Annotated in this window: 26 protein-coding genes and 1 tRNA gene; 9 read left to right on the top strand and 18 right to left on the bottom strand. The window is 60.7% G+C overall.

The features are described 5' to 3' along the window. Window position 1: 1 nt before the first annotated feature. The 8 genes from brxC to ACROUL_RS05160 form a co-directional block, all read right to left on the bottom strand. Window positions 2-3,628: a BREX system P-loop protein BrxC gene (gene brxC, locus ACROUL_RS05195; protein ID WP_431298456.1), complete on the bottom strand. Its 3,627-nt coding sequence runs from the start codon at window positions 3,626-3,628 to the stop codon at window positions 2-4. A gap of 27 nt (window positions 3,629-3,655) precedes the next feature. Beyond that, window positions 3,656-4,231 carry a BREX protein BrxB domain-containing protein gene (locus ACROUL_RS05190; protein ID WP_431298455.1) on the bottom strand — a complete coding sequence of 192 codons (576 nt, stop codon included), beginning with the start codon at window positions 4,229-4,231 and terminating at the stop codon, window positions 3,656-3,658. Then, on the bottom strand, window positions 4,212-4,997 hold the full coding sequence (locus ACROUL_RS05185) for a DUF1819 family protein (RefSeq protein WP_431301250.1): 786 nt from the start codon (window positions 4,995-4,997) through the stop codon (window positions 4,212-4,214). The genes ACROUL_RS05190 and ACROUL_RS05185 overlap by 20 nt, the downstream gene beginning before the upstream one ends. After that, on the bottom strand, window positions 4,997-5,509 hold the full coding sequence (locus ACROUL_RS05180; RefSeq protein WP_431298454.1) for a BrxE family protein: 513 nt from the start codon (window positions 5,507-5,509) through the stop codon (window positions 4,997-4,999). Before ACROUL_RS05180 ends, ACROUL_RS05185 begins: the two co-directional genes overlap by 1 nt. Before the next feature lie 835 nt (window positions 5,510-6,344). Further along, a tRNA-Arg gene (locus ACROUL_RS05175) sits at window positions 6,345-6,421 on the bottom strand. A 61-nt stretch (window positions 6,422-6,482) separates the two neighbouring features. Continuing rightward, window positions 6,483-7,823 carry a sensor histidine kinase gene (locus ACROUL_RS05170; RefSeq protein WP_431301249.1) on the bottom strand — a complete coding sequence of 447 codons (1,341 nt, stop codon included), beginning with the start codon at window positions 7,821-7,823 and terminating at the stop codon, window positions 6,483-6,485. 98 nt (window positions 7,824-7,921) lie between these two features. Next, window positions 7,922-9,337, bottom strand: coding sequence for a dihydrolipoyl dehydrogenase family protein (locus ACROUL_RS05165; RefSeq protein ID WP_431298453.1), 1,416 nt, complete (start codon window positions 9,335-9,337; stop codon window positions 7,922-7,924). A 1-nt stretch (window position 9,338) separates the two neighbouring features. Continuing rightward, window positions 9,339-10,097, bottom strand: coding sequence for a TVP38/TMEM64 family protein (locus ACROUL_RS05160; RefSeq protein ID WP_431298452.1), 759 nt, complete (start codon window positions 10,095-10,097; stop codon window positions 9,339-9,341). A gap of 248 nt (window positions 10,098-10,345) precedes the next feature. Between ACROUL_RS05160 and rpmH the strand changes: the two genes are divergently transcribed. The 3 genes from rpmH to yidD are packed head-to-tail and all read left to right on the top strand — an operon-like array spanning window position 10,346 to window position 11,166. After that, window positions 10,346-10,480, top strand: a complete 135-nt coding sequence (gene rpmH, locus ACROUL_RS05155) for a 50S ribosomal protein L34 (protein WP_125324946.1) — start codon at window positions 10,346-10,348, stop codon at window positions 10,478-10,480. 33 nt (window positions 10,481-10,513) lie between these two features. Continuing rightward, window positions 10,514-10,921: a ribonuclease P protein component gene (gene rnpA, locus ACROUL_RS05150; RefSeq protein WP_431298451.1), complete on the top strand. Its 408-nt coding sequence runs from the start codon at window positions 10,514-10,516 to the stop codon at window positions 10,919-10,921. Further along, on the top strand, window positions 10,918-11,166 hold the full coding sequence (yidD, locus tag ACROUL_RS05145; protein WP_431298450.1) for a membrane protein insertion efficiency factor YidD: 249 nt from the start codon (window positions 10,918-10,920) through the stop codon (window positions 11,164-11,166). Before rnpA ends, yidD begins: the two co-directional genes overlap by 4 nt. A gap of 58 nt (window positions 11,167-11,224) precedes the next feature. Here the strand turns inward: yidD and yihA are convergent, their stop codons facing one another. The 5 genes from yihA to ttcA form a co-directional block, all read right to left on the bottom strand. Then, on the bottom strand, window positions 11,225-11,875 hold the full coding sequence (gene yihA / locus ACROUL_RS05140; RefSeq protein ID WP_431298449.1) for a ribosome biogenesis GTP-binding protein YihA/YsxC: 651 nt from the start codon (window positions 11,873-11,875) through the stop codon (window positions 11,225-11,227). After that, window positions 11,872-12,627 carry an MOSC domain-containing protein gene (locus tag ACROUL_RS05135; RefSeq protein WP_431298448.1) on the bottom strand — a complete coding sequence of 252 codons (756 nt, stop codon included), beginning with the start codon at window positions 12,625-12,627 and terminating at the stop codon, window positions 11,872-11,874. Before ACROUL_RS05135 ends, yihA begins: the two co-directional genes overlap by 4 nt. Next, window positions 12,624-14,525: a membrane protein insertase YidC gene (gene yidC / locus ACROUL_RS05130; protein WP_431298447.1), complete on the bottom strand. Its 1,902-nt coding sequence runs from the start codon at window positions 14,523-14,525 to the stop codon at window positions 12,624-12,626. Before yidC ends, ACROUL_RS05135 begins: the two co-directional genes overlap by 4 nt. 170 nt (window positions 14,526-14,695) lie before the next feature. Next, window positions 14,696-16,186 carry a putative bifunctional diguanylate cyclase/phosphodiesterase gene (locus ACROUL_RS05125; RefSeq protein ID WP_431298446.1) on the bottom strand — a complete coding sequence of 497 codons (1,491 nt, stop codon included), beginning with the start codon at window positions 16,184-16,186 and terminating at the stop codon, window positions 14,696-14,698. A gap of 75 nt (window positions 16,187-16,261) precedes the next feature. After that, window positions 16,262-17,128, bottom strand: a complete 867-nt coding sequence (gene ttcA, locus ACROUL_RS05120; RefSeq protein ID WP_431298445.1) for a tRNA 2-thiocytidine(32) synthetase TtcA — start codon at window positions 17,126-17,128, stop codon at window positions 16,262-16,264. 117 nt (window positions 17,129-17,245) lie between these two features. Between ttcA and ACROUL_RS05115 the strand changes: the two genes are divergently transcribed. Then, entirely contained in the window at window positions 17,246-17,785 is a 540-nt protein-coding gene (locus ACROUL_RS05115; protein WP_431298444.1) for a DUF3833 domain-containing protein, read from the top strand. An 11-nt stretch (window positions 17,786-17,796) separates the two neighbouring features. Here ACROUL_RS05115 and ACROUL_RS05110 read toward each other — a convergent pair whose 3' ends face one another. After that, on the bottom strand, window positions 17,797-18,528 hold the full coding sequence (locus tag ACROUL_RS05110; RefSeq protein ID WP_305569634.1) for an SDR family oxidoreductase: 732 nt from the start codon (window positions 18,526-18,528) through the stop codon (window positions 17,797-17,799). A 234-nt stretch (window positions 18,529-18,762) separates the two neighbouring features. Between ACROUL_RS05110 and argB the strand changes: the two genes are divergently transcribed. The 5 genes from argB (at window position 18,763) to ACROUL_RS05085 (ending at window position 21,955) form a co-directional block, all read left to right on the top strand. Next, entirely contained in the window at window positions 18,763-19,641 is an 879-nt protein-coding gene (gene argB / locus ACROUL_RS05105) for an acetylglutamate kinase (protein ID WP_431301248.1), read from the top strand. A gap of 54 nt (window positions 19,642-19,695) precedes the next feature. Beyond that, a complete protein-coding gene (locus tag ACROUL_RS05100) occupies window positions 19,696-20,484 on the top strand; it encodes a sterol desaturase family protein (protein ID WP_431298443.1) in 789 nt (262 codons plus the stop codon). Next, on the top strand, window positions 20,466-21,125 hold the full coding sequence (locus ACROUL_RS05095) for a ferredoxin (RefSeq protein WP_431298442.1): 660 nt from the start codon (window positions 20,466-20,468) through the stop codon (window positions 21,123-21,125). The genes ACROUL_RS05100 and ACROUL_RS05095 overlap by 19 nt, the downstream gene beginning before the upstream one ends. After that, a complete protein-coding gene (locus tag ACROUL_RS05090; RefSeq protein WP_431298441.1) occupies window positions 21,122-21,625 on the top strand; it encodes a SixA phosphatase family protein in 504 nt (167 codons plus the stop codon). Before ACROUL_RS05095 ends, ACROUL_RS05090 begins: the two co-directional genes overlap by 4 nt. A 165-nt stretch (window positions 21,626-21,790) precedes the next feature. After that, entirely contained in the window at window positions 21,791-21,955 is a 165-nt protein-coding gene (locus ACROUL_RS05085) for a hypothetical protein (RefSeq protein ID WP_431298440.1), read from the top strand. Between the two features lie 20 nt (window positions 21,956-21,975). Here ACROUL_RS05085 and ACROUL_RS05080 read toward each other — a convergent pair whose 3' ends face one another. From ACROUL_RS05080 to ACROUL_RS05065, 4 genes are read right to left on the bottom strand one after another with little or no spacing between them, the layout of a single operon-like run. Continuing rightward, entirely contained in the window at window positions 21,976-22,380 is a 405-nt protein-coding gene (locus tag ACROUL_RS05080) for a hypothetical protein (RefSeq protein ID WP_431298439.1), read from the bottom strand. 7 nt (window positions 22,381-22,387) lie between these two features. Beyond that, window positions 22,388-23,158: an amino acid ABC transporter ATP-binding protein gene (locus tag ACROUL_RS05075; RefSeq protein WP_431298438.1), complete on the bottom strand. Its 771-nt coding sequence runs from the start codon at window positions 23,156-23,158 to the stop codon at window positions 22,388-22,390. 10 nt (window positions 23,159-23,168) lie between these two features. After that, entirely contained in the window at window positions 23,169-24,623 is a 1,455-nt protein-coding gene (locus ACROUL_RS05070; protein WP_431298437.1) for an amino acid ABC transporter permease, read from the bottom strand. Between the two features lies 1 nt (window position 24,624). After that, window positions 24,625-25,902, bottom strand: a complete 1,278-nt coding sequence (locus ACROUL_RS05065; RefSeq protein ID WP_431298436.1) for an amino acid ABC transporter permease — start codon at window positions 25,900-25,902, stop codon at window positions 24,625-24,627. Between the last annotated feature and the right edge of the window lie 16 nt (window positions 25,903-25,918).

Here is a 25,918-nt window from a genome sequence, read left to right as displayed (position 1 = left end):
TCTAATCCTCACTGCCGAAGCTGAATGAGACTTCGATTTCGTCGTAGAGCGCGAGCTGCGCTTTGATCTCGTTCAGTTTGAGTATGAGCGCATCCAGGTCCGCTGCCGATGTCATTTTGGTGGGCACGGAAATCGCCTGCTCGAACCTGGCCAGGCCCTTTTTGCCCTTCTCAGCGCGCTCGTCCTCGATCCGCTGTCGAATGCGTTCCTGGCCCTGTCGCTGGATCGAGCGCCGAAGATCCTCGATCGTGCTGCTGATGTCATAGTCACGGGCAAGCAGCTTGCGCAGGCCCGAAAGGTCGTGGGTCGCCGTCAGTTCAAGACCGTCCAGCTGGCCAATGGCGCTGCCGCGCTCTTCCTGGGTCAACTCCCCCCATTCAGGCACGCGCTGAAGCTCCTCCGCACCTTCCTTGATGCGCTGTTTTTGCTGGCCAGAAAGCGAGATCACAGCCTCACGGACGCGGCCTTTGACGTGTGTAAGCAGCGAGCTGAAGTCTGCGCTGTGCTTGAAGAAGTCCTCTGTTTTTAGGCGCTCGGAGAGTGCCGACATGTCTTCGCTGAGTTCATTCCGCAGTTCACCTGGTACACCTGTATCAGGGAGCGCTTCGATATCTTGGCGATGAGACTGGAGTTCGCGCAGAGTTCCATCAAGGCCATTGTCCAGCGCACGCTTCACCTCAAGCGCCCACTTGAGATTGTCAAAGAGGGCTGACGTCTCCGCGCCCAGCCGCTGCGGTGCGTCTGACGCGTCGGTGAACAGGACGTCCGCGAGCTCCTGGTTCATCACTCTGACACGGTCGCTTCCAGCAAGCCCCAAACCGCTTAGCTTCTCTCCCTGCGATCCGTAGTCGTGTTGAAAACGAGGAAAATGCTTTGCTGCAGCCTTGCTGATCTCCTGTTCAAGCGGAATGACAACGTCGCCAATCAATTCCGTCAGACGGTCTGCGGCGCGGCCAAGCGTTTCATTGGACGGACGCTCGTCCCGAAGAGAAACGCCAATTTGTTTGAACGAATTGTTTGTCTTGAGCGCGTCGATGGCCTGCTGTCCAGCGGCGGTCACTTCTCGACCGGAGACCTTCAATTTAATCTCTCCGGCCATCAGCATGGCGGCAAGAATGTAGCGGGTCGTGTCGGGCGACCATCCGAAAGGATCGCTACTGAAGTCGTCGAGCAGCCGCTTCCCATCTACAGTGCCGCGTTTGTCGATGTAGTCTCGAATGCTTGTCATCGCCTTGTGGTCGGTCTTGAATGACGCTCGACCGGAGGTGGTCTGAACGAGGCCAAGCGGATCAATCCCGCTACTTATCGCAGCGGGATTGGCCACCTTCAGAAATTTCTCAGCAGTATCGGTACCTGCACGTACAGGAGCCTCGACGTAGCGATCGAACACCTGCGTCGCCACCTCATTAAGGAGCTTCTTGGCTGCATCCAGTAGATTGGGATCAAGAGCAGACACAGCTGTCGCATGACCACGAAAGACGAACGACCCAGCTTGCAGTGTTTGCTTGATTTTGCTTTGAAGTTGCGTGGCCAGCTTGACCGCCCTGTCCATTTGGCTAGAGCAGTAGTCGCGGACCTCCTGGTCGGGTTCGTTCCGACGAAGTTCGGCAATACGTTGGCACCGATAGATTTCGTTTGCTAGGTCATCCAATTCCGGATTGGAGCGCGCAAGCAGACCGATAATGTTCCGCCCAGTACGGCTACGAGAGTCATCGAGCATCCTGTTGCGCGCTGCATCATAGTCGGCGGCAGCAACCAACTCCAGGACCGTCTGGACGGTGTTCTGATCTCCGGCCAGACTTGTCACCGCGCTGCCAGATTGGACCTTGATCCCAGATGCAACAGCCAACGTTCCGTGAAGACTGACCCTTGGCAAAGGGTCGAACACTTCACGTACAGAGTCGCTGAATATCCGCCGGACATCGACGGAGCGAAGCGCGAGGGCCCCGCGTTCTTGCTCGATGTCACGAAGTTTCTCACTCAAGAAGACAAGGTTCCCGTCCTTCTCTCCGAGCGGAACCAGCACGTCTCCCAGCATCTCATCAACAGCTTCCTTCACCTTGTTGAGTTGGGATGCTGAGGTGATTGAGGGATGCATCAAGCTCGCGACATTCTGCACACTGACCGGCAAATTCCCGAGGATCTGGAGAACCGCGACTGACTTTGCGATATCCTGGTGCAAGGCGCCGTCTGGGAAGCGGATGAGCACCTTACCGACGGCCTGATGTACAGACGGGAAAGCTCGTCGAATGTCCTTCTCAAGTTCGTCATAGAGCGTAACGGTCGTCGCAAGCCAGCCAACCGGCTGATCTGCCATGGCGGTTGTTCCGCCTTCACCCTTCAAAACATCCTGGACCACCTTGATGGCCGATCGAAGGCCAATGCCGCCAGTCGACTTGGCCAGTGCACCGAGCAAGTGGAGAAGAATGTCAAAGTGAGCGGGGAGAAACGGGTAGAGGTTTATGAACGTCTGACGGCTGAAGTCAGCATCGTAGTATTTTGCGTCTTGGAGCCTCGTGTTGTGTCGCAAAGCTTGACCGTGTGCGTCAAACAGCTTCCCAAGTTGCTCCTCACCGCTGGGCGATTTTCCAAGCAGACGCTTGTAGCAGATTTCCTTGATATCACTGGATTCCAGATCGATCTGAATCGGAAAACGATCCTTGAGCTTGTAAAGCTTATCTGAGTTGAGTGTGGCCCGCGGATCGTCTTCGGTAAGCGTTTGCTGGGCCGTTGAGATGATCCAGACTTTGCCATTTCCGAGACGCTTTAGGTTCTTAGCTAAACCATCTAGGTTGAGGATCAGGTTGTCGCGCGAGGCAACATATTGACCGACTTCATCGACAATAAAGATGATGTTTTGCTTGCCGCTCTTGGAACGAACAATGTCGATCATTTCCTGAACGCGTTGATCTTCGAACTGGAAGAATCCGTCTGTGCTCGAAGAGAAGCTTTTTGCTTCTGGGAACAACGCTGGATACATCTCGTGCGCAATCTTCGGGATCAGGCCATCAATTGCGAGAGGATTGTTCTGTACGCGGTCCCATGTCGCTCCTGGCAGTGCTTCGGCGATCAGTCGATGAAGCTCATCAGTACGTTCATCCTTTTCGACCATCCGCTCAAATGCCGCGACCTTGAGGTTGCGGGAGTAGCCGGCCCACTGGAGCACCTTAAAATACAGGACGGTGGAAACCTCCTCCATCGTCGCGCCTGCCAGCATCTCACTCGCCAGGTCGAGCATCACAACGGCCGCCGGGAATCGCTGCGCAACTGTATTCAGAAGGGCTTTGGTTTGAGGCTTGTGCAGTCGGTCTTGTAGGTACTTGATGAACGGAGTTCCATCAATCGTGCGCTTGTCATCGAATGCAAGACCCAAATATTTCGTGAAGGAGCTTTTGCCCGATCCATAAAAGCCTGAGACCCACACACCCACTTCGTTTTGACCGCCCGCTTCCATTGCGAGCTGCATGCGATCGAGAAGCCGTCTGAACTGCTCCTCGATGCTTTCAGTGACAATGTATTCAGAAATTTCCGACTTCAGGCGATCTTCCTGAGCAGCGCCATATGTAATGACCTTCTCGATGGTCCTGTAGATGTCCTTGCTCGGATCGAAGAGAGATCTAATGCTCATTTTTGTATCCCTGAAACCTTTCTGCCTCTAGCCGCCAACGTGGACAGAGCGGTAATTGCCATCTTCGGGGTAGAATCCGAGAAACTTGAGGCGTGTTTTTCCTGTGCGAACTCCCGGATAGAGGAAGATTGTTGGGACATGAAACTTGCCTTGGAGTTGGCTTTCGATCGCGCCAATTCGGAGGAATGGATGCAGCGCCTCGAGGTCTGTGACCAAGAGTAATGCACTCGGGTTGCCCTCCAGGGGCCTTAGAGCGCCTTCTAACCTGCGCAATAAGCCGCCACCATTCGCAACAATGTCGGCCAGCGACAGGTTCGTTCGCGCCCAATCACCCGGTGAGGCTTTGTCCTGTTGGACGCACAGTGACCAGAAGGAGTCTTCCTGCAGAAGTTCCCACAGATTTTCAGCCACCGAGAAGACGTGGACGTCCCATCCCTCTTGGTGCAGCTTTGCTTCCCAAGCCGGGGTTTGCCGCTTAACTTCCAAAATCTGCTCCGGAGAAAAGATGAGGTAGTAGATCGGCTCGAAGCTCGCATGCCCGAGCTCGCGGCCATGCCGAATCCTCTCACGAAGTTCGTCAAAGTCAGCCCTTAGCGAGGACATCGCAAAGCTCCTCCATGTCGTGTTGCTTCCAGCCGACCCGCACGACATCTCCCGCGGATTGGATGATGACGAGGCCTTTCAGCGAGAGACGCTTCATCTCTTCAAGTACGTCGTCCCGCTCCAACCCAAAGAGCTTCCAGTCATCATGGGTCAGGACGGCATTGTCGCCGATGCCTCGGAAATGGAGCTCATATGCAAGATAGGCGCTTGTCGTGGCTGAAATCCGAAACGGAAGAATGCGACGACTTGACCGTAACCCGCGTTCAAGCAGACCGTAGTCTGCACAACATCCGGTTAGATATGCAGACACTCGTCGGATCGTCGATTCAGACCACCGTTTCGATGTCTTCCCATCGTCAATTCCCCGCTCCACGAACACCCGTGCGTCTTCGCTGGAGATCTCTTGGTAGCCGCCAGCGTAACGCACCCAGTAGACATCGCGAATAAAGTCGCCAAGAATAGGGCTCGCCCGGCTCGTAAAAACGAGCATGAGCTGAATGAGCTCTGATGCAGGGAGTGCGGCGGAAAGTTTCTTCAAATGCAGTGCTGGTCCGCCATCTTCCGTCAGATAACGCGGCGCGAAGCATTCTGAGACAATGTTTCGCAGGCGCCGCGCAGTAATCTCCGGAAATCTCCCAGATTTGAGGGCAATGTCATGTAACTTGCTCGCCGACATGCCCGGTGACCATAACTCGAGAAGAGCTCTCGTCTCGTTCACAAGGCCAAGCCCTGCCTGCAACTGAGTTGTGTATGGCGCCCTTTCCATCATGCGACCATGTAAGGAAGAGCGTGCGTGTCGGATGACAGCGCCCTCTGGTAGATCGCGCCAATTTTATCCAAAAGAGCGGAGGTGCGGAGTTCGTCGATCTTCCCAACCAGCACAGGCCCGACAGTCTCATTTGCCGTTCCATGGCCGACGTTGGAAAGAGCGTTCAGAGCCGTCGCCCGATCAACGATCAAGCTGGGATCAAAGTGCTCGAGTGGCTGTGCCCGCACCATTTCATGGAGGTCTTGTTCGATCTCTTCTGGAAGCCGAAAAAGATGGAACGAACCCACGCTCAAGTTTTCGTCGTGGAACCGACGTGCCGCCTCCACTGCGCCATGGTACTGTGCGAGAGGTGCTGACCGCGAAAATACCGGCTCGAGAAACCGGATGCTTGACGCTTCGTAGAAGGACGTGGGCCACCAGGCACGCTGAGATTTCTCTCCTAGAAATCCCACAAGGTATCGGAGCTCAATCAACCGACGCATCGTCGCGAACTGTTCATTTAGCACCATCAGCCATTTCCTCCCATGGAACTGCCCTGCCCTGATACTTGGATCGGACACCAAAGGACATTTTGCTGTTCTTGATGAGAACGTGATTTAGGATCGACGTCTCGCTGGAAGTCGGGATCAGCAAGCTCAAGATGCTCCTCGCGCGAGCGCGGCGGTTCGACGGGTGCGCTCAGAAAAGAAGAACAAGTGGGCAACTGTCAACTTTCCACATTATTGAAGTCGCAGCGTACAACCTGTTTGGGCTCTCCGGTAGAGACATCAAGGGCGGTGAGATCACTTTAGATCGCCCACGTGCCCCGGTTCTCTCCTCATCGACATTTCCTCGCTGCCCTGGCGACTCCTGACATCGACTTGCGACTTGGTTTCCGTCCGGAAATTACTTGCAGCTTTTCGGTCCGCCTCTTCCTCGTTCGGTACCTTATGTTGTTCTACAGGCCGTTTTGAAGGCATTGGCACGTCAAGCGCGGCCACGACCCTGCTCTTCATATCGATACGTGCAAGGTTGTGCAGTCGGATGAGGGATGTTGGCAACGTGTGCGAGAAGATCAGCTTCTTCCCGACGTAGCATTATCTGGACAGTGACGTTGAGCTTGCCACATTGATACTGTCGGCGTTCCGGCAACAGTTTGAGGCCGACTGGGCGTTGATGCAGGTAGGAACAGGGGCGGACCGCACCTGGCGTTACTCAGAAACGATTGATGATTCGACAGCCGTGACGGAAAGTGGAAGGGTCGGCGGTGGCTGCCCGTAGACTCCAGTGGACAACAAGCGTTACCCCAGGCGTTACCCTGAACGAAAAAAGGCTCAGCCATATATGGCTAAGCCCTTGATTTTATGGCGGACCCGGAGCGATTCGAACGCCCGACCCTCAGATTCGTAGTCTGATGCTCTATCCAGCTGAGCTACGGGTCCGCAATTGCGGGCGATGTAGCCCCCCGCCGCCGGCAATGCAAGGGTGAAATCACCGGTCGCATCAAAGCTCTGCGCCGGCTGTCTCTTTCGGCAAGTGGATCACGAATTCGGTGCCCTCCGCGTCGCTCCGCGCCAGTTCAAGCCTGCCGCCGTGACCGCGCACCAGTTCGGCCGCAATGGCAAGCCCGAGGCCAGTTCCACCTTTGCGCGCACCACCCTGAAAGGCTGAGAACAGGTGCTCGCGGGCACGCGCTGGCAGGCCGGGCCCGGTGTCACCCACGCGGACGTACCACTCCGCCTCGTCCTCACCAGCCGAGATTTCGATGGTGCCGGGCTGACCCTTGGCGTCGATCGCCTGACGCGCGTTGCGGATGAGGTTTGCCAGCACACGATAAAGTTGTTCTTCGTCAGCCCGGATCGTTAGGCCCTGTGGCACGTCGATCAGGCAGGTCACCTGCCCTTCCGCGCCAAGCCCCTCGCCCTCTGCCACCTCTTCGGCCAGCTTCGCAAATGACAGGCGGCGCAGTTGCGGCGGCGGCTCCTCGGCCTTGCCGAAGGCCAGCGTCGCCTCGCACAACGATACCGCCCGGCTGATCGACGCCACCAGCTTGGGTGCTGCTCGTGCAACCGCCGGGTCGGCGCTGCCTTCGATCCGATCGGCGAAAAGCTGTGCGGTGGTCAGGATGTTGCGCAGATCATGGCTGATCTTGGCGACGGCGCCACCAAGCTGCGCCAGCCGTTCCTTCTGCCGCAGCGCCCCGGTCAACTGCGTTTGCATAGATTTCAGTGCCTCTTCCGCAACCCGCAATTCCTCGACATCCGCAGTAGGCTCAATCACCCGGCGCGCATCCTCGGGGGCTTCGGCGTAGGCCTGCATGTGCCGCACCACCCTGCGAATCGGCACCACGAGCAATCGCTGGACCGCAAGGAATAGAAGAAACGCGGTGACGATTGAGATCAGGGCCGACAGCACAAGGATGCGAAGACCATAGTCGATCATCGCAACGCGCAGCGGTTTCGTTTCCATCGTGATTTCGATCAGGCTGCCCGCGTCTTGCACCGGGTTGCCGATCACCCGCACAATCCGGTTCTGCGGATCGATCAGCACACCGGCCGCATCGCGGATCAGCTCCCACGGGCCGGCCATGCGCAGATCGAAGGTATCATGAACCTCGCCCGGCAGCGGTGACGACAGGATAAGCTGGCGCACTTCGTCGCGCCGCAGCACCACGTTGAACACCTCGGCATTGGCCAGCAGTTCCCGCTCGAGTTCTGGCGTGATCATGTCGGCCGTCGCCAACTGCGTCAGCGCAGCGATCTGGGCTTGCTTCAGCCGCTCCAGCAGGAAATCCGCGCGAAACCGCGCAATCGACGGCACGAAGATCAGAACTTCCGCCAACATCACGAAGATGACGGTCAGAAGCAAAAACCGCCCCGACAGGGTCTTGAGGAACCGGCTCCGCTTCACCTTGTCTCAGTCCCCCCGGGTTGCTTCTGGGTTCAGGGAACGAACCGCTGCACAAACCGCACCAGACGCTTCAGCGCAGCATTATCAAAGAGTTTCGGGGAAAAATAGGCTCCCGCAGCACGTTTCGACACTTCGCCCAGCGTGGGATAGGGTGCCACCATCCCGGCAATTGCCGACATCTTCAGTTTCGCCGAAATCGCAAGCGCCCAAAGCGCTATCAACTCCCCCGCCTGAGGGCCGACGATCGAAGCACCCACCGGTCGTCCCCGAACCACCATCACCTTGAGCAGACCGTTGTCCCTGGCTTCGGTGATTGCCCGATCATTGTGGGCAAACTCGGCTCTGACGACAGTAACCGCAGCGCCGTAGGCATCGCGGGCCTCGGCTTCGGTCAAGCCGACCTGGGCCAGTTCAGGGTCGGTATAGGTCGCCCGTGGCATCGCGCGCATCGTAGCCTTGGCGGGCAGACCCAGCAAAGCCTGGCGCACCACGATTCCCGCGTGATACCCTGCAACGTGGGTGAACTGCAGGCCACCAGCGGCATCGCCCACCGCAAAGACCCTGCGGTTTGATGACCGCAGCCGCGCGTCCACAGTGACCCCCTTGGGGGTATACCGAACCCCGGCCGCCTCAAGCCCCATTCCGCCAAGGGCAACCTTGCGGCCGACCGCCATCAATAAGTGGCTGCCCCGCACTGTCGTGCCGTCTGCCAGCGCCACCTCAATGGCACCCGGCCCGCCCGAAACCCGCACTACCTGCAGGCCTTCACGCAACACAATGCCCTCGGCCCGCAGCGCCTCCAGCACCACTGCGGCCAATTCGGGATCTTCGCGTCCCAGCGCCTTGGCCCCTTCGATCACTGTCACCAAGGACCCAAGCCGCCGATGCGCCTGTGCCATCTCCACACCGATCGGCCCGCCGCCGATCACGATCAGATGTTCGGGCCGCTCACGTGCGGCAAAGATCGTCTCGTTGGTGAACCACGGGACCTTGTCCGCGCCGTCGATTGGCGGCACGAAGGGGTGCGAGCCTGTTGCGATCACGAACCGGCGCGCGCTGATCTGGTAGCCGCCCGCCTCAACCTCTCGCGGACCGACAAAGCGTCCGAAGGCGCGGATCACGCGCACCCCAAGCCCCTCGAACCGCTCTTGGCTGTCGACCGGGGCGATCTGCGCGATCACCGCAGCGATGTGGTCCTTCACTGCACCGAAGTCGACGGCGGGTTCCATCCCTCCCACGCCGCGAAACCCGTGCCGCTGCGCCTCGGCTGCCTTGGCCGCAGCGATCAACGCCTTCGACGGCACGCACCCGGCGTTCAGGCAATCCCCGCCCATCTCGCCCGCCTCAATCAGCACGACCCGGGCGCCCATCTGAACCGCGCCCGCCGCAACCGACAACCCGCCGGAGCCTGCGCCGATGACGCAGATGTCTGTCTCGATCCGCTCCATCTCAGCGCCCTTTCCGCAAGGTCTTTATCACGAGCGGCAAGGCTGCCAAGGCCGCCAGCCCCAGAATGGGCAACAGGACGGGCGCCGTGAAGATCACCCCCAGATCGGGTGTTTCGCCACGCGCGAAGACATCGCCAAGGCCCGCGCCGACCGAGGTGTAAACTACAGCCCCGGGGATGATGCCGACGAAAGTCGTCACCACGAACCGCCATAGCGATGTTCCGACAAAGGCCGGGATAAGGTTGGCTACGAAGAACGGCACCGCCGGCACCAGCCGCATCAGAAGCAGCACCGACCATTCGTTTTCGCGCAGGCTCGCCTGCAGCCGTGCCGCAGCCCCGCCGCCCGTGGCCACCCGTTGCGCAACCCTCTGCCCAAAGCCGGCACGGGCGGCCAGAAACACGACCACCGCGCCAGAAGTGGCCGCAACCACATTGAAAAGCGCCCCGGGAAACACGCCAAACAGGAATCCACCTGTCAACGTGGCAATGGTGGCGCCCGGAAGGCTAAGCCCGACAATCGCGGCATATCCGGCGATGAAGGCCATAACGGCCAGCCCATAATGGCTATCGCGGTAGGCAATAAGCGTTTCACGATGCTGTGCGAGTGCCGCAAAACTCAGGTCGTCGCGCAGCAGCACCACCCCCGCCACTGCGCTCGCCAGAATCACTAGGATCGGCAGCTTGCGCAACCAGCCGGGTCTTGCAGGATCTGCAGGGCAGCCGGTGGGGGCTGCACTGTGCGGTGCGGGCTTCATCATCTGGGCATCCTTTTCTGGCCGCAACATGGCCCGCCACGGCCTCGAAAGACACCCGCCTCACGCGGCCTTGATGGTAGGCGACCGTTTCACCGCCGCATTGAAACAAAACCGCCACCCGGCTGGTGAAATGTTGCAGGAAATCCGGTCAGCGCGCGTTGACTTGGGGGCGAAGCGCCCGTAAAGGACGGGCTTCAAGTTATCCGCCCTCGAATCCTTGGGGTTCGGGCACCGTCTGATGGAGAGCCGCGATGAAGCGCACCTTTCAACCTTCGAACCTGGTTCGCAAGCGCCGCCACGGGTTCCGCGCCCGCATGGCAACCAAGAACGGCCGTCTCGTGCTTGCTGCGCGCCGCGCCAAGGGCCGTCACAAGCTTTCCGCCTGATCGTTCCCCTTCGGGGGTTCACGTGGTCTCGACATGACGCCGCCGGAGGACAAGGGCCAAGGCTTAACAGCCGTAGCGCCCGACGCGCCCCCGGCGGTTTCGATTTGCGTGCTGAAAAAGCGCGCCGACTATCTTAAGGCCGCTTCGGCACGACGGCAGGGCACGGCTGGGTTCCTTCTGCAGGCCCGCAACCGGGGCGATGACAGTCAGGCGATCCGGATCGGCTTTACCGCATCCAAGAAGATCGGCAACGCCGTGCTGCGCAACCGCGCCAAGCGCCGGCTTCGCGCGATGGCACGCGAAACGCTGCCAGACCTTGGTCATCCCGGTTGGGATTACGTCCTCGTGGCCCGGCCCGAAGCGACGGTTACACGCGTCTATGCCGACCTTCTGGCTGATCTGAAAGCCGCGATCGCCTCAGTCCACCGGACCAAGCCATGACGCCCCTGGCGCAAATCGTGGCACTTCCGGTCCGGGCCTATCGTTTGGTGCTGTCACCCTGGGTCGGTCACGGTTGCCGTTTCCAGCCCACATGCTCGGTGTACGCCCTTGAGGCACTTGAACTGCACGGCGGCCTCAAGGGCGGCTACCTGACACTCAACCGGATTTGCCGCTGCCACCCTTGGGGCGGCTCTGGCTACGATCCGGTCCCCGGCGCTGACCCGGATTTCGACGCAACCCGCTAAGCCGGCAGGCAGAGCGCCGAGACAGAATTTTGCCAGGTCCGCGCTCAGAATATGGCCATTACTCCATCGTCGCGATGATGGCCCTCAGCGTCTCGATCCCCTCGCCCTTTTCAGAGCTGGTCGCCACGATTTCGGGATACGCTGCGGGATGTTTGCCCAGCGCTCCCTTGACCTGTTCGATCACCGCCTCAAGCTCTGCGCGGCTGATCTTGTCGATCTTTGTAAGCACCGCTTGATAGGTCACCGCCGACCGGTCCAGCAGCTTCAATATCTCTTCGTCTACAGCCTTGACGCCGTGGCGCGCGTCAATCAGCACGAACGCCCGCCGTAACGTCTGACGCCCCGCCAGATACTGGCGCAACAGCGCCTGCCATTTCGCCACGATCGCCACCGGCGCCTCGGCATAGCCATATCCTGGAAGGTCGACGATATAGCGCGTCTCGCCCAGCGCGAAATAGTTGATCTCTTGCGTCCGGCCCGGCGTGTTCGACGCCCGCGCCAGTGTCTTGCGCCCTGTCAGCGCGTTGATAAGGCTGGATTTGCCGACATTTGACCGCCCCGCAAAGCAAACCTCCAGCCGGTCCGCAGGCGGCAGGCCGGACATGGCCACGACGCCCTTCACAAAGGTAACCGGCCCCGCGAACATCAACCGGCCGATTTCGCGGTCTTCGGCCGTAGGATCGGGTGCAAGGGAAAACACCATGCTCATGCCTGCACCTCATCGCCCCGCGCAACGCGCCCACCTTCAATCACCCTAGCGAAAACGCCAAAGTCTGCGTGCCCGTAAGCTGCGTTAAGCGCCGCCATGGTATCGACATCCTGCTCGCCGGTATCTGGATTGGCGCCTGTTGCCCGGCATCGTCCGATGGGCTCCTCGACCAGCAAGCGGGCATCGCCAAGCGTGATCTCGCGCCCGATCAGGTCCAGTTCGGCCATAGGCTCCCAGCCATCCACCCAAATGTTGCCGCGCCAGCGGTGCATCGACAACGGCCGCCCCGTCCTCGCCGAAAGGTCAGCCAGCGACGACAGGCTGTTGACCGAAACCAACGGTTGCTCCTGATCGGTCAATGCCTGCCCAGGAACCCGGACCACCCTTGCCGGATCGGGCCGATTTGCGGGCCACAACGGGCGCAACCACTCAATCAGCCGGTCAGCATCCGCCGCATCGTCTGGTCGGAACGTGGCCTGTTCGCGCCGCGGATGCGCAAGCGTCACCTCCCCTTTGTCAGGGTCCGATGAAATACAGGACACGGCCATCAGATCCGCGGACCCCCATCCCCGCAGAAACTGCAGCTTTGGCGCCCAGGTCACTGGTTCGGACAGCCGGGCGGCGGCGTGGGCCACGGCCCAGAAGCGGTCAAACGGAAACGCGTCACCTGCGGTCAGGCGCACCTCCGCCACCTCCTCAAACCCAGCGGACTTGATCGGGTGACGCACAAGATGCGCGACGCGTGCCGTCATTTCCTTGCCTTGGGCCCTGGTTTGGTTGGGCTTGTGGGCTTGGACGCTCCCGTCGGCTTGGTCGGACTGTTCGCCGCGGCCACCGCAGGTTTCTTGCGAAAACCCGACCGGATATTGCCGAACAGGTCAGGTTTGTGACCGTGGCTGCGCATGATCAGATATTGCTGAGTGAACGTGATCGTATTGTTGGTGATCCAGTACACCACAAGACCGCTTGCGAAACCGCCCAGCATGAACATGAACACCCAGGGCATCCACGCGAAGATCTGCTGCTGCACGGGATCGGCAGGCGCCGGGTTCAGTTTCTGCTGCAGCCACATCGTGATACCCAAAATGATCGGCAGAATCCCGATGAAGATAAGATGCAGCAGCGACCCCATCGGTGGGGCGTCCCACGGCAGAAGTCCGAAGAAGTTGTAAAGCGACGAGCTGTCAGGCGCGCTCAGGTCATTCAGCCAGCCGAAGAACGGCGCGTGCCGAAGTTCGATCGTAACGAAGATCACCTTGTACAAGCTGAAGAAGATCGGGATCTGGATCAGGATAGGAAGGCAGCCCGCTGCCGGGTTGACCTTCTTGTCCTTGTAAAGCTGCATCATCTCGCGCTGCAACTTTTGCTTGTCGTCGCCGGCGCGCTCTTTCAGCGCCTCCATTTCCGGTTGCAGTTCCTTCATTCGCGCCATCGAGACGTAGGACTTGTACGCCAGCGGCAGCACCAGAACTTTCAAGACGAAGGTCAGTGCAATGATCGCCAGACCCATGTTGCCGATGATCCCGTGCAGCCAGTGCAGCACCGCGAAGATCGGCTTGGTGAAGAAAAAGAACAGACCCCAATCGATGCTGTCGATAAAGCCCGGAATTCCCGCCTCGTTCTGATAGTTGCGAATGGTTTCCCATTCCTTCGCGCCCGCAAACAGACGGGAGGTTGTCGTGCTTTTGCTGCCCGCGGGCACAACGATGGTTTCTTGCCGAATTTCGGTCTGGTAGATGTCAGACGCGGTGACATGCTTTGCCACTGCGGTGAACGGCTTGCCCTGCTCGGGGATCAGGATGGTCATCCAATAGTGATCTGTAAAGCCGATCCAGCCGTCGGTCGCGGCCTGTTCCTTGATCGCCTTGCCGAGTTCGGGCGCATCATCGTCCAATTGGGCGAAGGTATCGCAGGATAGCCACGTGGAGCCGGTGTAATCCCGCTCGCAAAGCTCGCCGTCGACGCGACTGACCGCCCCTTCATGTGCCACGAAGATATGCTGGAGGTCTTTCGGCACGCCGTGCCTTGCAATCACGCCATAGGGCTGCAGGCTGACTTCGGTTGCCGACGCGTTCTCGACCGTTTCGCTCACGGTGAACATGTAGTCGTCATCAACGGAAATTTCGCGCGTGAATGTCAGCCCCTTGCCGTTATCCCAACGAATGGCAACTGGCTGGCCCGGCGACAATGTGCTCCCTGAGGCAAGTTTCCACTCGGTGTTGGCACCGGGAACATCCTCAAAGGAAAGCGCGCCGCCTGGAACCCATCCGTAAAGCGCGTAATAAGCCTGTTTTTCTCCACCGACGGGGGACAAAAGTCGAACGGTCTCGGCACCCGGCTTGATCGTCTCGCGGTAGGCTTTCAGCTTCAAATCATCGATCCGGCCGCCAAGCATGGAAATGGAGCCGGACAGTTTGGGCGTGTCGATCGTCAGCCGCGGCGCTTCGGGCACTGCGGCAGCGGGTTCGGCCTGTCCTGCGGTTGCGGTTGCATCGGCTGGCGTCGCCGCGGGCGTGGTGGCAGTGACCTCGGTCGAGGCCGTCGGGGCAACGGGTGCCTCGGGTGGTGGAAACAGCACGAACCAGACGAGGATCACAAGGAAGCTCAGCGCCGTTGCCAGCAGCAGATTCTTGTTGTTGTTTTCTTCCATACGTCACCACCTTGCCGCATTCGCGCGTCAGCGTGCTTCAACGACAGGGTGGCCCAAAGGTCAAGCGGTTTTGCCTTGTCCGGCACGCTGGCGGGCGATCAATTCTTGGGGTTCGGGCCGTTGTCCGGAGTTTTCGGGCATTGGTGGCAAGCCCGGGCAAGGGCAAGCGCTCAACGCGCGCGGCTGGCAAGCAAATGCGGCAAGGACGCGCGGATCGCCATCCGTTCCAGCCAGACCGAGGCTTCCTCCGCCGGCATCGGCCGGGCAACGGCATAGCCCTGCACATGGCCGCAACCAAGCTGGGCGAGCATTGCGTGTTCGGCAGCCGTCTCCACGCCTTCAGCGACCGTCTCAAGACCCAGCCGCTCGGCCAGGGACTGAACGGCCGCGATCATCGTCTGTTGCTCTCGGTCCAGATCCACACCGGTGACGAAACTGCGGTCGATCTTGAGACGCCGCAAAGCGAACCGGCGAATACTGGTGATCGACGCATTCCCGGTGCCGAAATCGTCCAAGTCCACCCCGCAGCCCAGCGCGGCCAGCGCTGCGATGTTGACTGTGATCGTATCGCTTTGCGAAGTCGCCACGACTGTTTCCAGCACTTCGATCGTCAGGCGATCAGCGGTCAGATCAAAACGGTCAAGCTCCCATTTCAGCCGCTCGGGCAGATGCGGGTCGCCCAGTTCCGCAGCCGAGAAATTGACCGAAACGGTCGGCACCACAAAGCCCGCCCGGTCCCATGACGCCAGAGCCGTCAAGGCTTCGCGCAGCATCACCTCGCTCAATTGTGCGCTCAGGCCGTTCGCCTCGATGGCGGGCAGAAACTCGCCGGGCAGCAGGCAGCCTCTGTGCGGGTGGTGCCAACGTGCCAGCGCCTCCATGCCAGATATGCCTCCAGTGTCGGTGGAAAGCTGCGGCTGGAAATGTGCCTTGACCTGGCCTTCGGCCAACGCCTGCTGCATCTCGTCGCGCAGGGCATCGCGGCTGGCCTTGGCGCGGGCCATATCGAGAGAGAACGCTCGGATCGCGCCCGGCCCGTGCCGTCGCGCTTCGTCGACGGCGATCTGTGCGGCATCCAGCAGCGACCGGCCGGTTGCTTCTGGCGCGCGCCGCCCTTGGCAGAACCCGATGGAACAGGTGACATGCACCGTCCCAGCGCGCAAGTCGATCGGCAGCTGGACCACAGTCTGGATGCGTCCCGCGATCTGGATCATCGTCTCAAGATCCAGCCGGAAGACCGGGGCAAGCATGACGGCAAGGCTGCCATCCTCCAGAATCGTCAACGTATCGCCAAAGCGCATGGCGCTACGAATCCTGTCGTTGCACCGGGCGAGTATCTCAGTTTGTGTGCTGCGACCGTGGCGGTCGATCAGCCCCGCCGGATCGTCGAACTGGATCACGAAACAGCCTGTAGTCCGTCCAAGACCATCCTTGTCGGCCAACACCCTGTCAAACTCGGCGACAAGCCCGCGGCTGCGACCGCCGCCAAGAGCAACGACCAGCCCGGCCGAAAGCACAAGGGCTGGCACCGCCAATGCGGTCACCACCATCGCCCCTTCGCCACCATACCAAAAAGCGGCGAGCGTCAGGGCAGGCACGAACACCAGAAACTCGGCCCGGCAAACGCTGGCCAGCAGACGCACAAGGGTGGTCTTTATCATGTTCCATCCCGAAATCGGCGGGCGACATGCCCGCAGCCGGCGCTTCAGAAGTGGAAGATGTTCATGAGAAGTTCCTTAACGCTCCGCCACCAGTTGCGTCAAATTCTCCGGATCTGCCATGACCGCCGAAAGCCCGGCAAAATCGAACAGCGCGGGATCGGCAAGGTGTGACGGTTGGACGTTCATCAAGGCGCGGAACATGACTTGTCTGCGACCCGGACTTTTCGCCTCCCAGCCGTCGATCAAGGACTTGATCTGCGCGCGCTGCAAACCTTCCTGACTGCCGCAAAGGTCACACGGGATGATCGGATAGCGCATCCGCGTGGCAAAGTCCTCGCAGTCCGCCTCGGCCACGAAGGCAAGCGGGCGATAGACAAACAGATCGCCATCTTCGTTCAAGAGTTTCGGTGGCATCGCCGCCAGCCTGCCACCATGAAAAAGGTTCAGAAAGAACGTCTCCAGGATATCATCGCGGTGATGGCCAAGGACGATTGCCGAACACCCTTCCTCGCGCGCCACGCGGTAAAGATTGCCGCGGCGCAGTCTTGAACAAAGGGAACAATAGGTGCGCCCCAAAGGCACTTTTTCTGTCACGATCCTGTAGGTATCTTGATATTCAATCCGGTGCGGCACCTGCATCAGCTTCAGAAACTCGGGCAGCACAGTCGCCGGGAAGCCGGGCTGTCCCTGATCAAGATTGCACGCAATCAACTCGACCGGCAAAAGACCCCGCCACTTCAGTTCGTGCAGGATTGCTAACAGCGTGTAGCTGTCTTTCCCGCCCGAAATGCAAACCAGCCAGCGCGCGCCCGGCACGACCATTCGGTAGGTTTCAACAGCCTCGCGCGCCTGCTGCACCAGACGCTTTCGCAGCTTTCGAAATCCGATATCCGTCGGCGCCCCGTGAAACAGAGGGTGTATTTCATCTGCATCATCAACCATCGCGACCTCCGCCTGTCCGGGACCTTATGCCAAAGCTGCCCGCACCCGAAGACCGTGTAGCACCTGCAACTCATCCAGAAAACGGTGTCGCGCGTATACGCTTCAAAGGAACAAGCCATGCGCATTCTCGCCCTCGTCACAATCACGGTTCTCGCTGCCTGCACGGGAAAGCCGTCCTTCAACGACCCGGCCCTCAGCGAACGCAAGCTGAACCTCGAGGAGTTCTTCGACGGCACCCTTGTCGCGAAAGGCCAGTTCCAGGATGTCTTTGGCACCGTGCGCCGCCGGTTTGACGTGACGATCAAGGGCGACTGGAACGGAGAGCGCCTGCGTCTGGTTGAAGATTTCGTCTACGAGGACGGCTCCACCGAACAGCGCATCTGGACGCTGGTCAAGACCGGCGACGACACATGGCGCGGCACAGCCCCCGGCGTGGTGGGCGAGGCGACGGGACGCGAGGATGGCGACCGGTTCAACTGGCGCTATACTATCGACCTGCCGGTGCCCTCGACCGATGGGTCGGGCGACACCGTCCGCGTCACCTTCGATGACTGGATGTGGCTTCTGTCGGACGACCGGGTGTTGAACCGCGCCTACATGCAGCGCTTCGGGGTCGATGCCGGCGACGTGACGATCAGCTTTGAAAAGTTGGACTAAACAAGCGGGACTCAGACGTGTTGCGCACCGTTTACCTCGATCTCGGCGCCCGAGATATAACTCGACTGGTCCGAACAAAGGAACCAGATCACATCTGCCACCTCCTTCGGCTGGCCAAGTCGCTGCATTGGCAGCTTTTCGACGATCTTGTCCGTCCCCGGTGACAAGATCGCCGTCTCAACCTCGCCCGGCGCAATGGCGTTCACCCGGACACCCAGGGGGCCGAAGTCATGCGCCATCTCGCGCGTCAGCGCGGCAAGCGCCGCCTTCGACGTGGCATAGGCGGCCCCGGCGAACGGGTGCACCCGCACCCCGGCGATCGACGTCACATTGACGATCGACCCTTTGGTTGCCGCCAGTTCCGCTTGCAAGCCGCGCGCCAAGATAACGCTGGAAAAGAAGTTCACATGGAACACATGGCCCCACGTCCGCAGGTCGGTATCCAGCGTGCTCAACCGCTTGCCACCTTCGCCTTTCGGGCTGATCCCGGCGTTGTTGACCAGCGCATGCACCCGACCGTTCACTTTGGCCTTGATCGTCTCGATCGCCTCGATGGTCTTTTTCGGGTCGGCAAGGTCGATCTGGATGTGATTGTCCTCACCCCCTGGCCACGGGCAGCGCGGATCGAACGGTTGGCGCGAACAGGTCAGCACCCGCCAGCCTTCCGCCGAAAACCGCTTGACCGTGGCGTGTCCGATCCCCCGGCTGGCCCCAGTGAGGACGAGCGTCTTCTGTTCCGCCATGACAGCCTCCTTGGGTAGGGTTCATATCTTCCTATGCCTAATCTGCGACTCTGCCAAGGTCTTGAAACTGCTAAGAAGTCTGTATCGCTTACCGCCAGACCGAACAATTTCAGTCACTTGCATCCCTTTATGGCTGATTGTCCCTTCACTCCCGCCCGTCCCTTGCGTTTTCCTCGCGTTTGCCCAAAGGTGCCGCCCATCCCGGAGGCCGCCATGAAGCAGCAGACCCTGAACATGCAAGACGCACTCAACACCGCCAAGATGCTGTCCGAAGCCCTGCCCTACCTGCAACGATATGCCGATGCGGTCGTCGTGGTGAAGTTCGGCGGCAACGCCATGGGCGATGATGCGGCGATGGCCGAATTCGCCCGCGACATCGTCCTGATGCGGCAGGTCGGCGTCAACCCGGTCGTCGTCCATGGGGGCGGCCCGATGATCAACGAAATGCTGGAAAAGCTGGGTATCAAGTCCGAATTCGTCCGCGGCAAGCGCGTCACCGACAAGGCCACCGTTCAGGTCGTCGAGATGATCCTGTCCGGCCTCGTGAATAAGCGCATCGTCCAGGCGATCATGGATGCAGGTGGCCGCGCGGTGGGCATCTCGGGCAAGGATGACGACCTGATGGTCTGCGAAGTGGACGACCCCGAGCTCGGCTTCGTGGGTCGTCCCGTCGAGATGAACGTGCAGGTCCTGCGTGATCTTTACAACGCCGGGATCATCCCGGTCGTGGCACCTGTGGCGACCGGCATGGCCGACAATGAAACCTTCAACGTCAACGGCGATACTGCGGCCGGCGCCATCGCTGGCGCACTGCAAGCCGACCGCCTGCTCCTTCTGACGGACGTCGCCGGCGTGAAGGACGCCGATGGGCAGGTGATGACCCAGATAACACCCGACGAAATCCGCAAGATGACCGCCGATGGCGTCATCGCGGGCGGCATGATCCCAAAAACCGAAACCGCACTCAAGGCGATCGAAGAAGGGGTCCGCGCCGTCACCATCCTAGACGGCCGAATACCGAACGCGTGCCTTCTGGAGCTTTTCACCGACCACGGCGCCGGCAGCCAGATCCGCTCCACCGAACCCCGCGTGAAACCCCGCGTCCGCCGCTAGCAATCTCTGGCGCGCCCGCCTAGTTTTACGGCACGGGTCCGATGGAGCCTGCCCATGCCGAACGAAGCCCTGATCCGACTGTCCGCTTTCGCGACACTGTTCGCGATCTTTGCGGCACTCGAAGCCCTCGCTCCGCGCCGTCCCCGCGCGGTGCCGCGACTTTGCCGCTGGGGCACCAACCTCGCAATCGCCGTAATCGACAGCTTGGTGTTGCGCGCAATGGCCGTCGCCCTGCCTTTTCTTGCCATTGGCGCCGCCGTCGATGCGTGGCGATACGGATGGGGGCTTTTCAATACCCTTTCCTGGCCCTTCTGGACCGAGGCGCTGCTGTCGATCCTGATCCTCGACTTCGCGATCTGGGCGCAGCACCTCCTCACCCACAAGGTGCCGCTCTTCTGGCGTTTTCACCGCGTCCACCACGCTGACCGCGATTTCGACGTCACGACCGCCGTCCGTTTCCATCCGGTCGAAATAGCAGCGTCAATGGGTCTGAAGATTGGTCTCGTCTACCTGATCGGCCCGCCTGCGCTGGCAGTTCTGGCGTTCGAGATCATCCTCAACGGAACCGCCCTTTTCAACCACGCCAACCTGCGCCTGCCCCGCTCGCTGGACGCGATCCTGCGGCTGGCCATCGTGACCCCGGACATGCACCGCATTCACCATTCCATTCGGCGCGACGAGCATGACAGCAATTACGGCTTTGCCCTGTCGGTCTGGGACCGGATTTTCCGCACCTACTGTGCGAAGCCAGAGGCGGGGCAGGACGAAATGGTGGTGGGGCTGGAATGGCAGGACGAACGACCGACAAAACTGGGGTGGAGCCTATGGCTGCCGTTCCGATGACCCTGCCGGAGATCGAAGCGCGGTTGACGGAACATCGGCTGGCCGTGCTTGGCGGCTTTGCCTGCGAAGGCGAGGACGGGCTGCCGGACGGGACGCGCACCCTGCTGTTGATCGGGCCGGGTGGGGAGGACTACTGGCCGCATGTCACCGGCCAGCCGGAGTGGAACGGCGAGCCTGACCCTGTTGACCGCTGGTCGCGTCGGGTGATCGGTCGACTGGCCTGTGATCTGGGCGCGAAAGCGCTGTTCCCCTTTGGCGGGCCGCCTTGGCACCCGTTCCATCGCTGGGCGCTGCGGACCGGTCGGGTTTGGGACAGCCCGGTCCGACTGCTGGTCCATGCCGAGCAGGGGCTGATGGTCAGCTTTCGTGGGGCGCTCGCGTTGAAGCAGGCGGTGGATCTTCCCCCGCCAGCGGTGCGGCCTTGCGACGGGTGCGCGGCGCCTTGCCTGACCGCCTGCCCGGCAGAGGCGCTCACTGGGCTCGGGTATGACGTGCCGGTGTGCCACGCCTTTCTTGATACGGCGCCGGGGATGGATTGTCTTGATCGGGGGTGCGCGGTGCGGCGCGCTTGCCCGGTGTCGCAGACCTATGCAAGGATGCCAGAACAGTCGGCCTATCACATGAGGCAATTCCACAAATGAAGCGGTTGATCCTGACGCGGCATGCGAAATCTTCCTGGGATGATCCGCTCACCCCTGACCATGACCGCCCTCTGAACGAGCGGGGCAAGGCGGCGGCGGCGGACCTGGGGCAATGGCTGGCGAGCCGGGGCTATGTGCCGGACGAGGTCTTGTGTTCCGATGCGGTGCGGACGCGGAAGACGTTTTCCGGGATCGCCCCCGCCCTGCCCGGCGCGCCGGAGCTGGAGTTGAAGCCGGCGCTTTATCATGCCGGGCCGGATGTGATGATGGCCGTGCTTCAGCACGCGGTGGGGGAGACGGTGATGATGATCGGGCACAACCCGGGCATCGCGGAATTTGCCCATCGGCTGGTGGCCCATACCCCGGTGAGCCCGGAATTTACCCGCTATCCGACCGGGGCGACGCTGGTGGTGGATTTTCTGGTCGACGCTTGGGCCGAGGTGCGCTTTGGGCAGGGGGTGACGGTCGATTTCGTGGTGCCCCGCGAGATCGTAGCCTGAACGTGTCCCACCGTGGGACATGTTTCCTGTCCTAACGTTTTCAAGGACTTAAGTGTCCCGTTAGTATCCTGTTAACGGATACCCGCGACCAGTGCCACCGAATGGCCGCTTGCGAAGCAGCCGCCATTCAGGCATTTCGGCGCAAAGCGATCGGAAGGACACAACATGGACTACGGTAAATCGGGTAACCCCAAGGGTGGCAAGCACGAGCCGAAGAACAAGGAAGGCAAGAACCAGACCGCCGCCGAGGCAGCAGAGGCCGCGAAAAAGGCAAAGGCTGACTTGCTGGAGCGGATGAAGGCCGCCGCTGAGGCGAAGAAAAAAGGCTGAACGGCCCACACGCGATCGGATCACTTCGGTCGCTCATCGCCTGCGGCGTTGAGCCATGCAGCGACGATGGGTGCGCCACAGACGCCGCACCAGACCGCCATTTTTAGCATCTCTTCGGCTATCTGAAGCCGGGTGCCCCAAAAGAACAATTGAGGTGCGACGCCAAGAAAGGGGATCATCACGGTGATCACGTAGCCCCTCAGCATGATCCTGCGTGCCCGAGGCGACCGGCTTGGCGCCGTGGTCGCGATGTGCACGCACAAAAGGATCAACGGGCCGACAAAGCCGAACAGCCCGAACACGTTGGAAATGTGCTTTCCGTTGGGAAGCGGTTCGCCCAACATGAAGGCCGAGCCGATCAGGAAATAAAGTGCCGAAAAGCCCGCCACTGCCATCGCAACCGCGAACAGCAGTAGCCGGACCATTGGCAGATCAGTGACCCAGAATCTGGCTCAGGAACAGCTTCGTCCGCTCACTTTGCGGGTTGTTGAAGAATTCCTTCGGGGCGTTCTGTTCCACGATCTGGCCCTGATCCATGAAGATAACGCGGTTCGCTACGGCCTGGGCAAAGCCCATCTCGTGGGTCACGCAGATCATCGTCATGCCTTCTTCGGCAAGCTGGATCATGGTGTCGAGAACTTCCTTGATCATTTCGGGGTCAAGCGCAGAGGTCGGTTCGTCAAACAGCATGATACGAGGCTTCATGCACAGCGACCGGGCGATTGCGACGCGCTGCTGCTGGCCGCCCGAAAGCTGGCCGGGGTATTTGTGCGCCTGTTCCGGAATTTTCACCTTTTGCAGGAAATACATCGCAGTTTCCTCGGCCTCGCGCTTTGGCACCTTGCGGACCCAGATCGGCGCGAGCGTCAGGTTTTCGAGGATGGTCAGGTGCGGGAAGAGGTTGAAGTGCTGGAACACCATCCCAACCTCGGAGCGGACCTTGTCGATGTTCTTGATGTCGGACGTAAGCTCGGTGCCGTCGACGACGATCTTGCCCTGCTGATGTTCTTCCAGCCGGTTGATGCAGCGGATCAGCGTGGATTTGCCCGAGCCTGACGGGCCGCAGACCACGATGCGTTCGCCGCGCATCACCGTCATGTTGATGTCGCGCAGCACATGGAACGAACCGTACCACTTGTTCATTCCTTGGATCTGGATCGCGACCTCGTCCGAGACCTGCATTTTTGCGGTAGCTTCAGCCATGATGTGTCCCTTACCGGTGGTCGGTCTTCAGCTTGCGCTCGAGGTACATCGAGTACCGCGACATGCCGAAGCAGATGAGAAAGAAGATGACGCCGACAAAGATGTAAGGCTCCCAGTAGATGCCCTTCCAGTTGATGTCGGCGCGGACGATGGTGGTGACGCCCCTGAGCGGATCGAGGAGGCCCACGAAAGAAACCAGCGTGGTGTCCTTGAAGAGGCCGATGAAGGTGGAGACGATGCCGGGGATCGATATCTTGAGCGCCTGCGGCATGACGATCAGCCGCTGCGCCTGCCAGTAGTTCAGGCCAAGCGCATCCGACGCCTCATACTGCCCGCGTGGCAGGGCGGCGAGGCCACCGCGGATCACCTCGGCCAGATAGGCGGCGGAGAAGAGCGTGGCGAGGATGATGACGCGCAGGATCAGGTCGAAGTTGGTCTGCGGCGGCAGGAAGTATTGCAGCAGCAGCGATGCGGTGAAGAGAAGCGTGATCAGCGGCACGCCGCGGATGAATTCGATGAAGCCGACCGAGAGGGTTTTCACCAGGAACATGTCGGACTGGCGGCCAAGAGCCAGGATGACGCCGATCGGCAACGAGAACGAGATCGAGGTGATGCCGATCACGAAGGCCAGAAGGAAGCCGCCGAACTGGTCGGAGTTGACCGCAGGCAGCCCCCAATCGGTGATCGACTGCAGCGCGCCGGACAGAAGCGACGTCAGGGGATAGGGGCCGAGGAACAGAAGGGCTACAGCGACGACGGCCAGCACGGTGGCAAGGATCGAGCCGATCCGGGGTTGCAGCGTCACCACCAGCCAGGCGGCTGCCGCAAGCCCGAGCAGCACCGAAATCGGCCCCGCGATCGGCCCGCCCCATAGCAGGAAGAAGGCGGTGAACGGGTAGACCAAGGTGACGAGGATCAGCTTTTTCGGCATCGCCCAGGCGAGGGCGAAAAGCGCCGCCATCAACACGATGGTGAAGAGGTCAACCGTGCCGGGCGAGGACAGGCCGAGCATCGCCAGCACCGTCAGCACGCCTGAGGCAGCGACCATGATCGCGCCCTTGCGGTCGTTCCAGTAAAGGACCGGCGCGAGGGCGACGAACAGAAGGCCGAAGGCAAGGACGGGGCGCCAGTAGGCATCCTGCGGGAAGAAGCCGAACAGGAACTGGTGCCAACGCGCCTTGATCAGCGCCCAGCAGGCGCCGGTGGTGCCGCCGTTGTCGGCAATGATCTGGCGGCATTCGGTCAGCGAGTTGGCGTTCCAGACCCCGTTCAGAAGCCACGGCAGCGAGGCCGACACGAGGTAGTAGACGGCAGCGAGGCCGAGCAGCGTGAGGATGGTGTTGAAGGCGCCGGAAAACAGGTTCTCGCGCATCCATTTGACCGCGCCGCGTTCGGTGACGGGGGCAAGCTGCGGGTCCAGCATCTGGTGGCGGACAAAGTTGGTCTGGCTGTCGGTCTCGCTCATTTCAGCGCTCCTTCAATTTAACGGAGGCGTTGAAGTAGTTCATAATCGACGAGATGATCAGGCTGATGGTGAGGTAGATCAGCATCATCAGAAGCATGCATTCCAGCTCGCGGCCGGTCTGGTTGAGGGTGATGCCGCCAAGCGTGCCGCGAAGGTCAAGGTAGCTGACCGCGATGCCAAGCGAGGTGTTCTTGGTCAGGTTCAGGTACTGGCTGATCAGGGGCGGGATGATGACGCGCAGGGCCTGCGGCAGGATGATCAGGCTCATCGTACGGTTGGGGCGCATCCCGAGGGCGAAGGCGGCCTCGGTCTGGCCGCGGCTGATCGCCATGATGCCGGCGCGGACGATTTCGGCGATGAACGCGCCGGTGTAGAGCGAGAGCGCGATCAGGAGCGCGGTGAATGAATGCGCGACCGCGATGCCACCCTGGAAGTTGAAGCCCTTCAGCACCGGGTATTCAAGGTGGAGGCCAAGCGCCCATAGGAGGAGGCTGACAGGAACGAACAGGATCAGAAGGCTTTTCCACCACGTCGTCGGGCGGATGCCGGTGTCTTCCTGCACCATGCGCACGCGCCGGAGGAAGGCGCGGTTCGCGAGAACCGATGCAATGATGACGGCAAGCGTGGCAAGAACCGAGAAGTTTATCGGCACGCCAAACACTTCGAACCCGCCGAGCGGGCGCTCCAGTAGCGGCGCGGGGATGTTGGAACCGCGGTTTGTGATTGCGACCGAATCCCACAGGTTCATGTGGGCTGCCGGTGCCGTGCCAGCGGCGGCCATTTCATCGGTGACGCGGAAATCCTTGGGCGCGGGGCGAGTTTCGGAAAACACCACGTAGACGAGGATGATCCACAGCAACAGCGGGACGTTGCGGAACGCCTCGACGTAGACGGTCATCAGGCGCGACACGAGCCAGTTCTTCGACAGCCGCAGCACGCCGACGACCACGCCGATGATCGTGGCGAAGATGCAGCCGAAGAAGGCGACGATGAGGGTGTTCAGCAGGCCGATGACCGCCGCGCGACCATGGGTCATGTCGTTGTTCCAAGGAATCAACTGCTGGTCGATATCGTAGCCAGCGCGGTTCCACAGGAAGCTGAAGTTGATGTCTTTGTCCTTGGCGGCAAGGTTCTGGATCGTGTTGTCCACCAACCAGCCGAGGAACAGCAGGAACAGGATCAGGACGACCACCTGGATCGTGATGGCCCGGAACCGCGTATCGTAGATGAGCATGGAAAGCCGGAAGCCCGTATCCGGCGTATCGGTGGCCAGCGCCATTCTAGTACCCCCTGCC

Source organism: Tabrizicola sp. BL-A-41-H6, from assembly GCF_050632395.1.
In the GTDB taxonomy this organism is placed as follows: Bacteria; Pseudomonadota; Alphaproteobacteria; order Rhodobacterales; family Rhodobacteraceae; genus JAUYQR01.
Note: the sequence above shows the minus strand (reverse complement) of the source record. Positions and strands in the feature narration are given on the sequence as shown.

Coding starts and splice junctions, on each gene's coding strand:
- ACROUL_RS05080 (WP_431298439.1), bottom strand. CDS start 22,380: ATGGTCCGGCTACTGCTGTTCGCGGTTGCGATGGCAGTGGCGGGCTTT.
- ACROUL_RS05090 (WP_431298441.1), top strand. CDS start 21,122: ATGAAGCGGTTGATCCTGACGCGGCATGCGAAATCTTCCTGGGATGAT.
- ACROUL_RS05110 (WP_305569634.1), bottom strand. CDS start 18,528: ATGGCGGAACAGAAGACGCTCGTCCTCACTGGGGCCAGCCGGGGGATC.
- ACROUL_RS05085 (WP_431298440.1), top strand. CDS start 21,791: ATGGACTACGGTAAATCGGGTAACCCCAAGGGTGGCAAGCACGAGCCG.
- ACROUL_RS05135 (WP_431298448.1), bottom strand. CDS start 12,627: ATGACGGCACGCGTCGCGCATCTTGTGCGTCACCCGATCAAGTCCGCT.
- ACROUL_RS05070 (WP_431298437.1), bottom strand. CDS start 24,623: ATGAGCGAGACCGACAGCCAGACCAACTTTGTCCGCCACCAGATGCTG.
- ACROUL_RS05190 (WP_431298455.1), bottom strand. CDS start 4,231: ATGTCCTCGCTAAGGGCTGACTTTGACGAACTTCGTGAGAGGATTCGG.
- brxC (WP_431298456.1), bottom strand. CDS start 3,628: ATGAGCATTAGATCTCTCTTCGATCCGAGCAAGGACATCTACAGGACC.
- ACROUL_RS05125 (WP_431298446.1), bottom strand. CDS start 16,186: ATGATAAAGACCACCCTTGTGCGTCTGCTGGCCAGCGTTTGCCGGGCC.
- ACROUL_RS05075 (WP_431298438.1), bottom strand. CDS start 23,158: ATGGCTGAAGCTACCGCAAAAATGCAGGTCTCGGACGAGGTCGCGATC.
- ACROUL_RS05180 (WP_431298454.1), bottom strand. CDS start 5,509: ATGGTGCTAAATGAACAGTTCGCGACGATGCGTCGGTTGATTGAGCTC.
- ACROUL_RS05170 (WP_431301249.1), bottom strand. CDS start 7,823: ATGTTGGCGGAAGTTCTGATCTTCGTGCCGTCGATTGCGCGGTTTCGC.
- yidC (WP_431298447.1), bottom strand. CDS start 14,525: ATGGAAGAAAACAACAACAAGAATCTGCTGCTGGCAACGGCGCTGAGC.
- ACROUL_RS05095 (WP_431298442.1), top strand. CDS start 20,466: ATGGCTGCCGTTCCGATGACCCTGCCGGAGATCGAAGCGCGGTTGACG.
- argB (WP_431301248.1), top strand. CDS start 18,763: ATGCAAGACGCACTCAACACCGCCAAGATGCTGTCCGAAGCCCTGCCC.
- ACROUL_RS05115 (WP_431298444.1), top strand. CDS start 17,246: ATGCGCATTCTCGCCCTCGTCACAATCACGGTTCTCGCTGCCTGCACG.
- yidD (WP_431298450.1), top strand. CDS start 10,918: ATGACGCCCCTGGCGCAAATCGTGGCACTTCCGGTCCGGGCCTATCGT.
- ttcA (WP_431298445.1), bottom strand. CDS start 17,128: ATGGTTGATGATGCAGATGAAATACACCCTCTGTTTCACGGGGCGCCG.
- rnpA (WP_431298451.1), top strand. CDS start 10,514: ATGACGCCGCCGGAGGACAAGGGCCAAGGCTTAACAGCCGTAGCGCCC.
- ACROUL_RS05065 (WP_431298436.1), bottom strand. CDS start 25,902: ATGGCGCTGGCCACCGATACGCCGGATACGGGCTTCCGGCTTTCCATG.
- ACROUL_RS05100 (WP_431298443.1), top strand. CDS start 19,696: ATGCCGAACGAAGCCCTGATCCGACTGTCCGCTTTCGCGACACTGTTC.
- rpmH (WP_125324946.1), top strand. CDS start 10,346: ATGAAGCGCACCTTTCAACCTTCGAACCTGGTTCGCAAGCGCCGCCAC.
- yihA (WP_431298449.1), bottom strand. CDS start 11,875: ATGAGCATGGTGTTTTCCCTTGCACCCGATCCTACGGCCGAAGACCGC.
- ACROUL_RS05165 (WP_431298453.1), bottom strand. CDS start 9,337: ATGGAGCGGATCGAGACAGACATCTGCGTCATCGGCGCAGGCTCCGGC.
- ACROUL_RS05160 (WP_431298452.1), bottom strand. CDS start 10,097: ATGATGAAGCCCGCACCGCACAGTGCAGCCCCCACCGGCTGCCCTGCA.
- ACROUL_RS05185 (WP_431301250.1), bottom strand. CDS start 4,997: ATGGAAAGGGCGCCATACACAACTCAGTTGCAGGCAGGGCTTGGCCTT.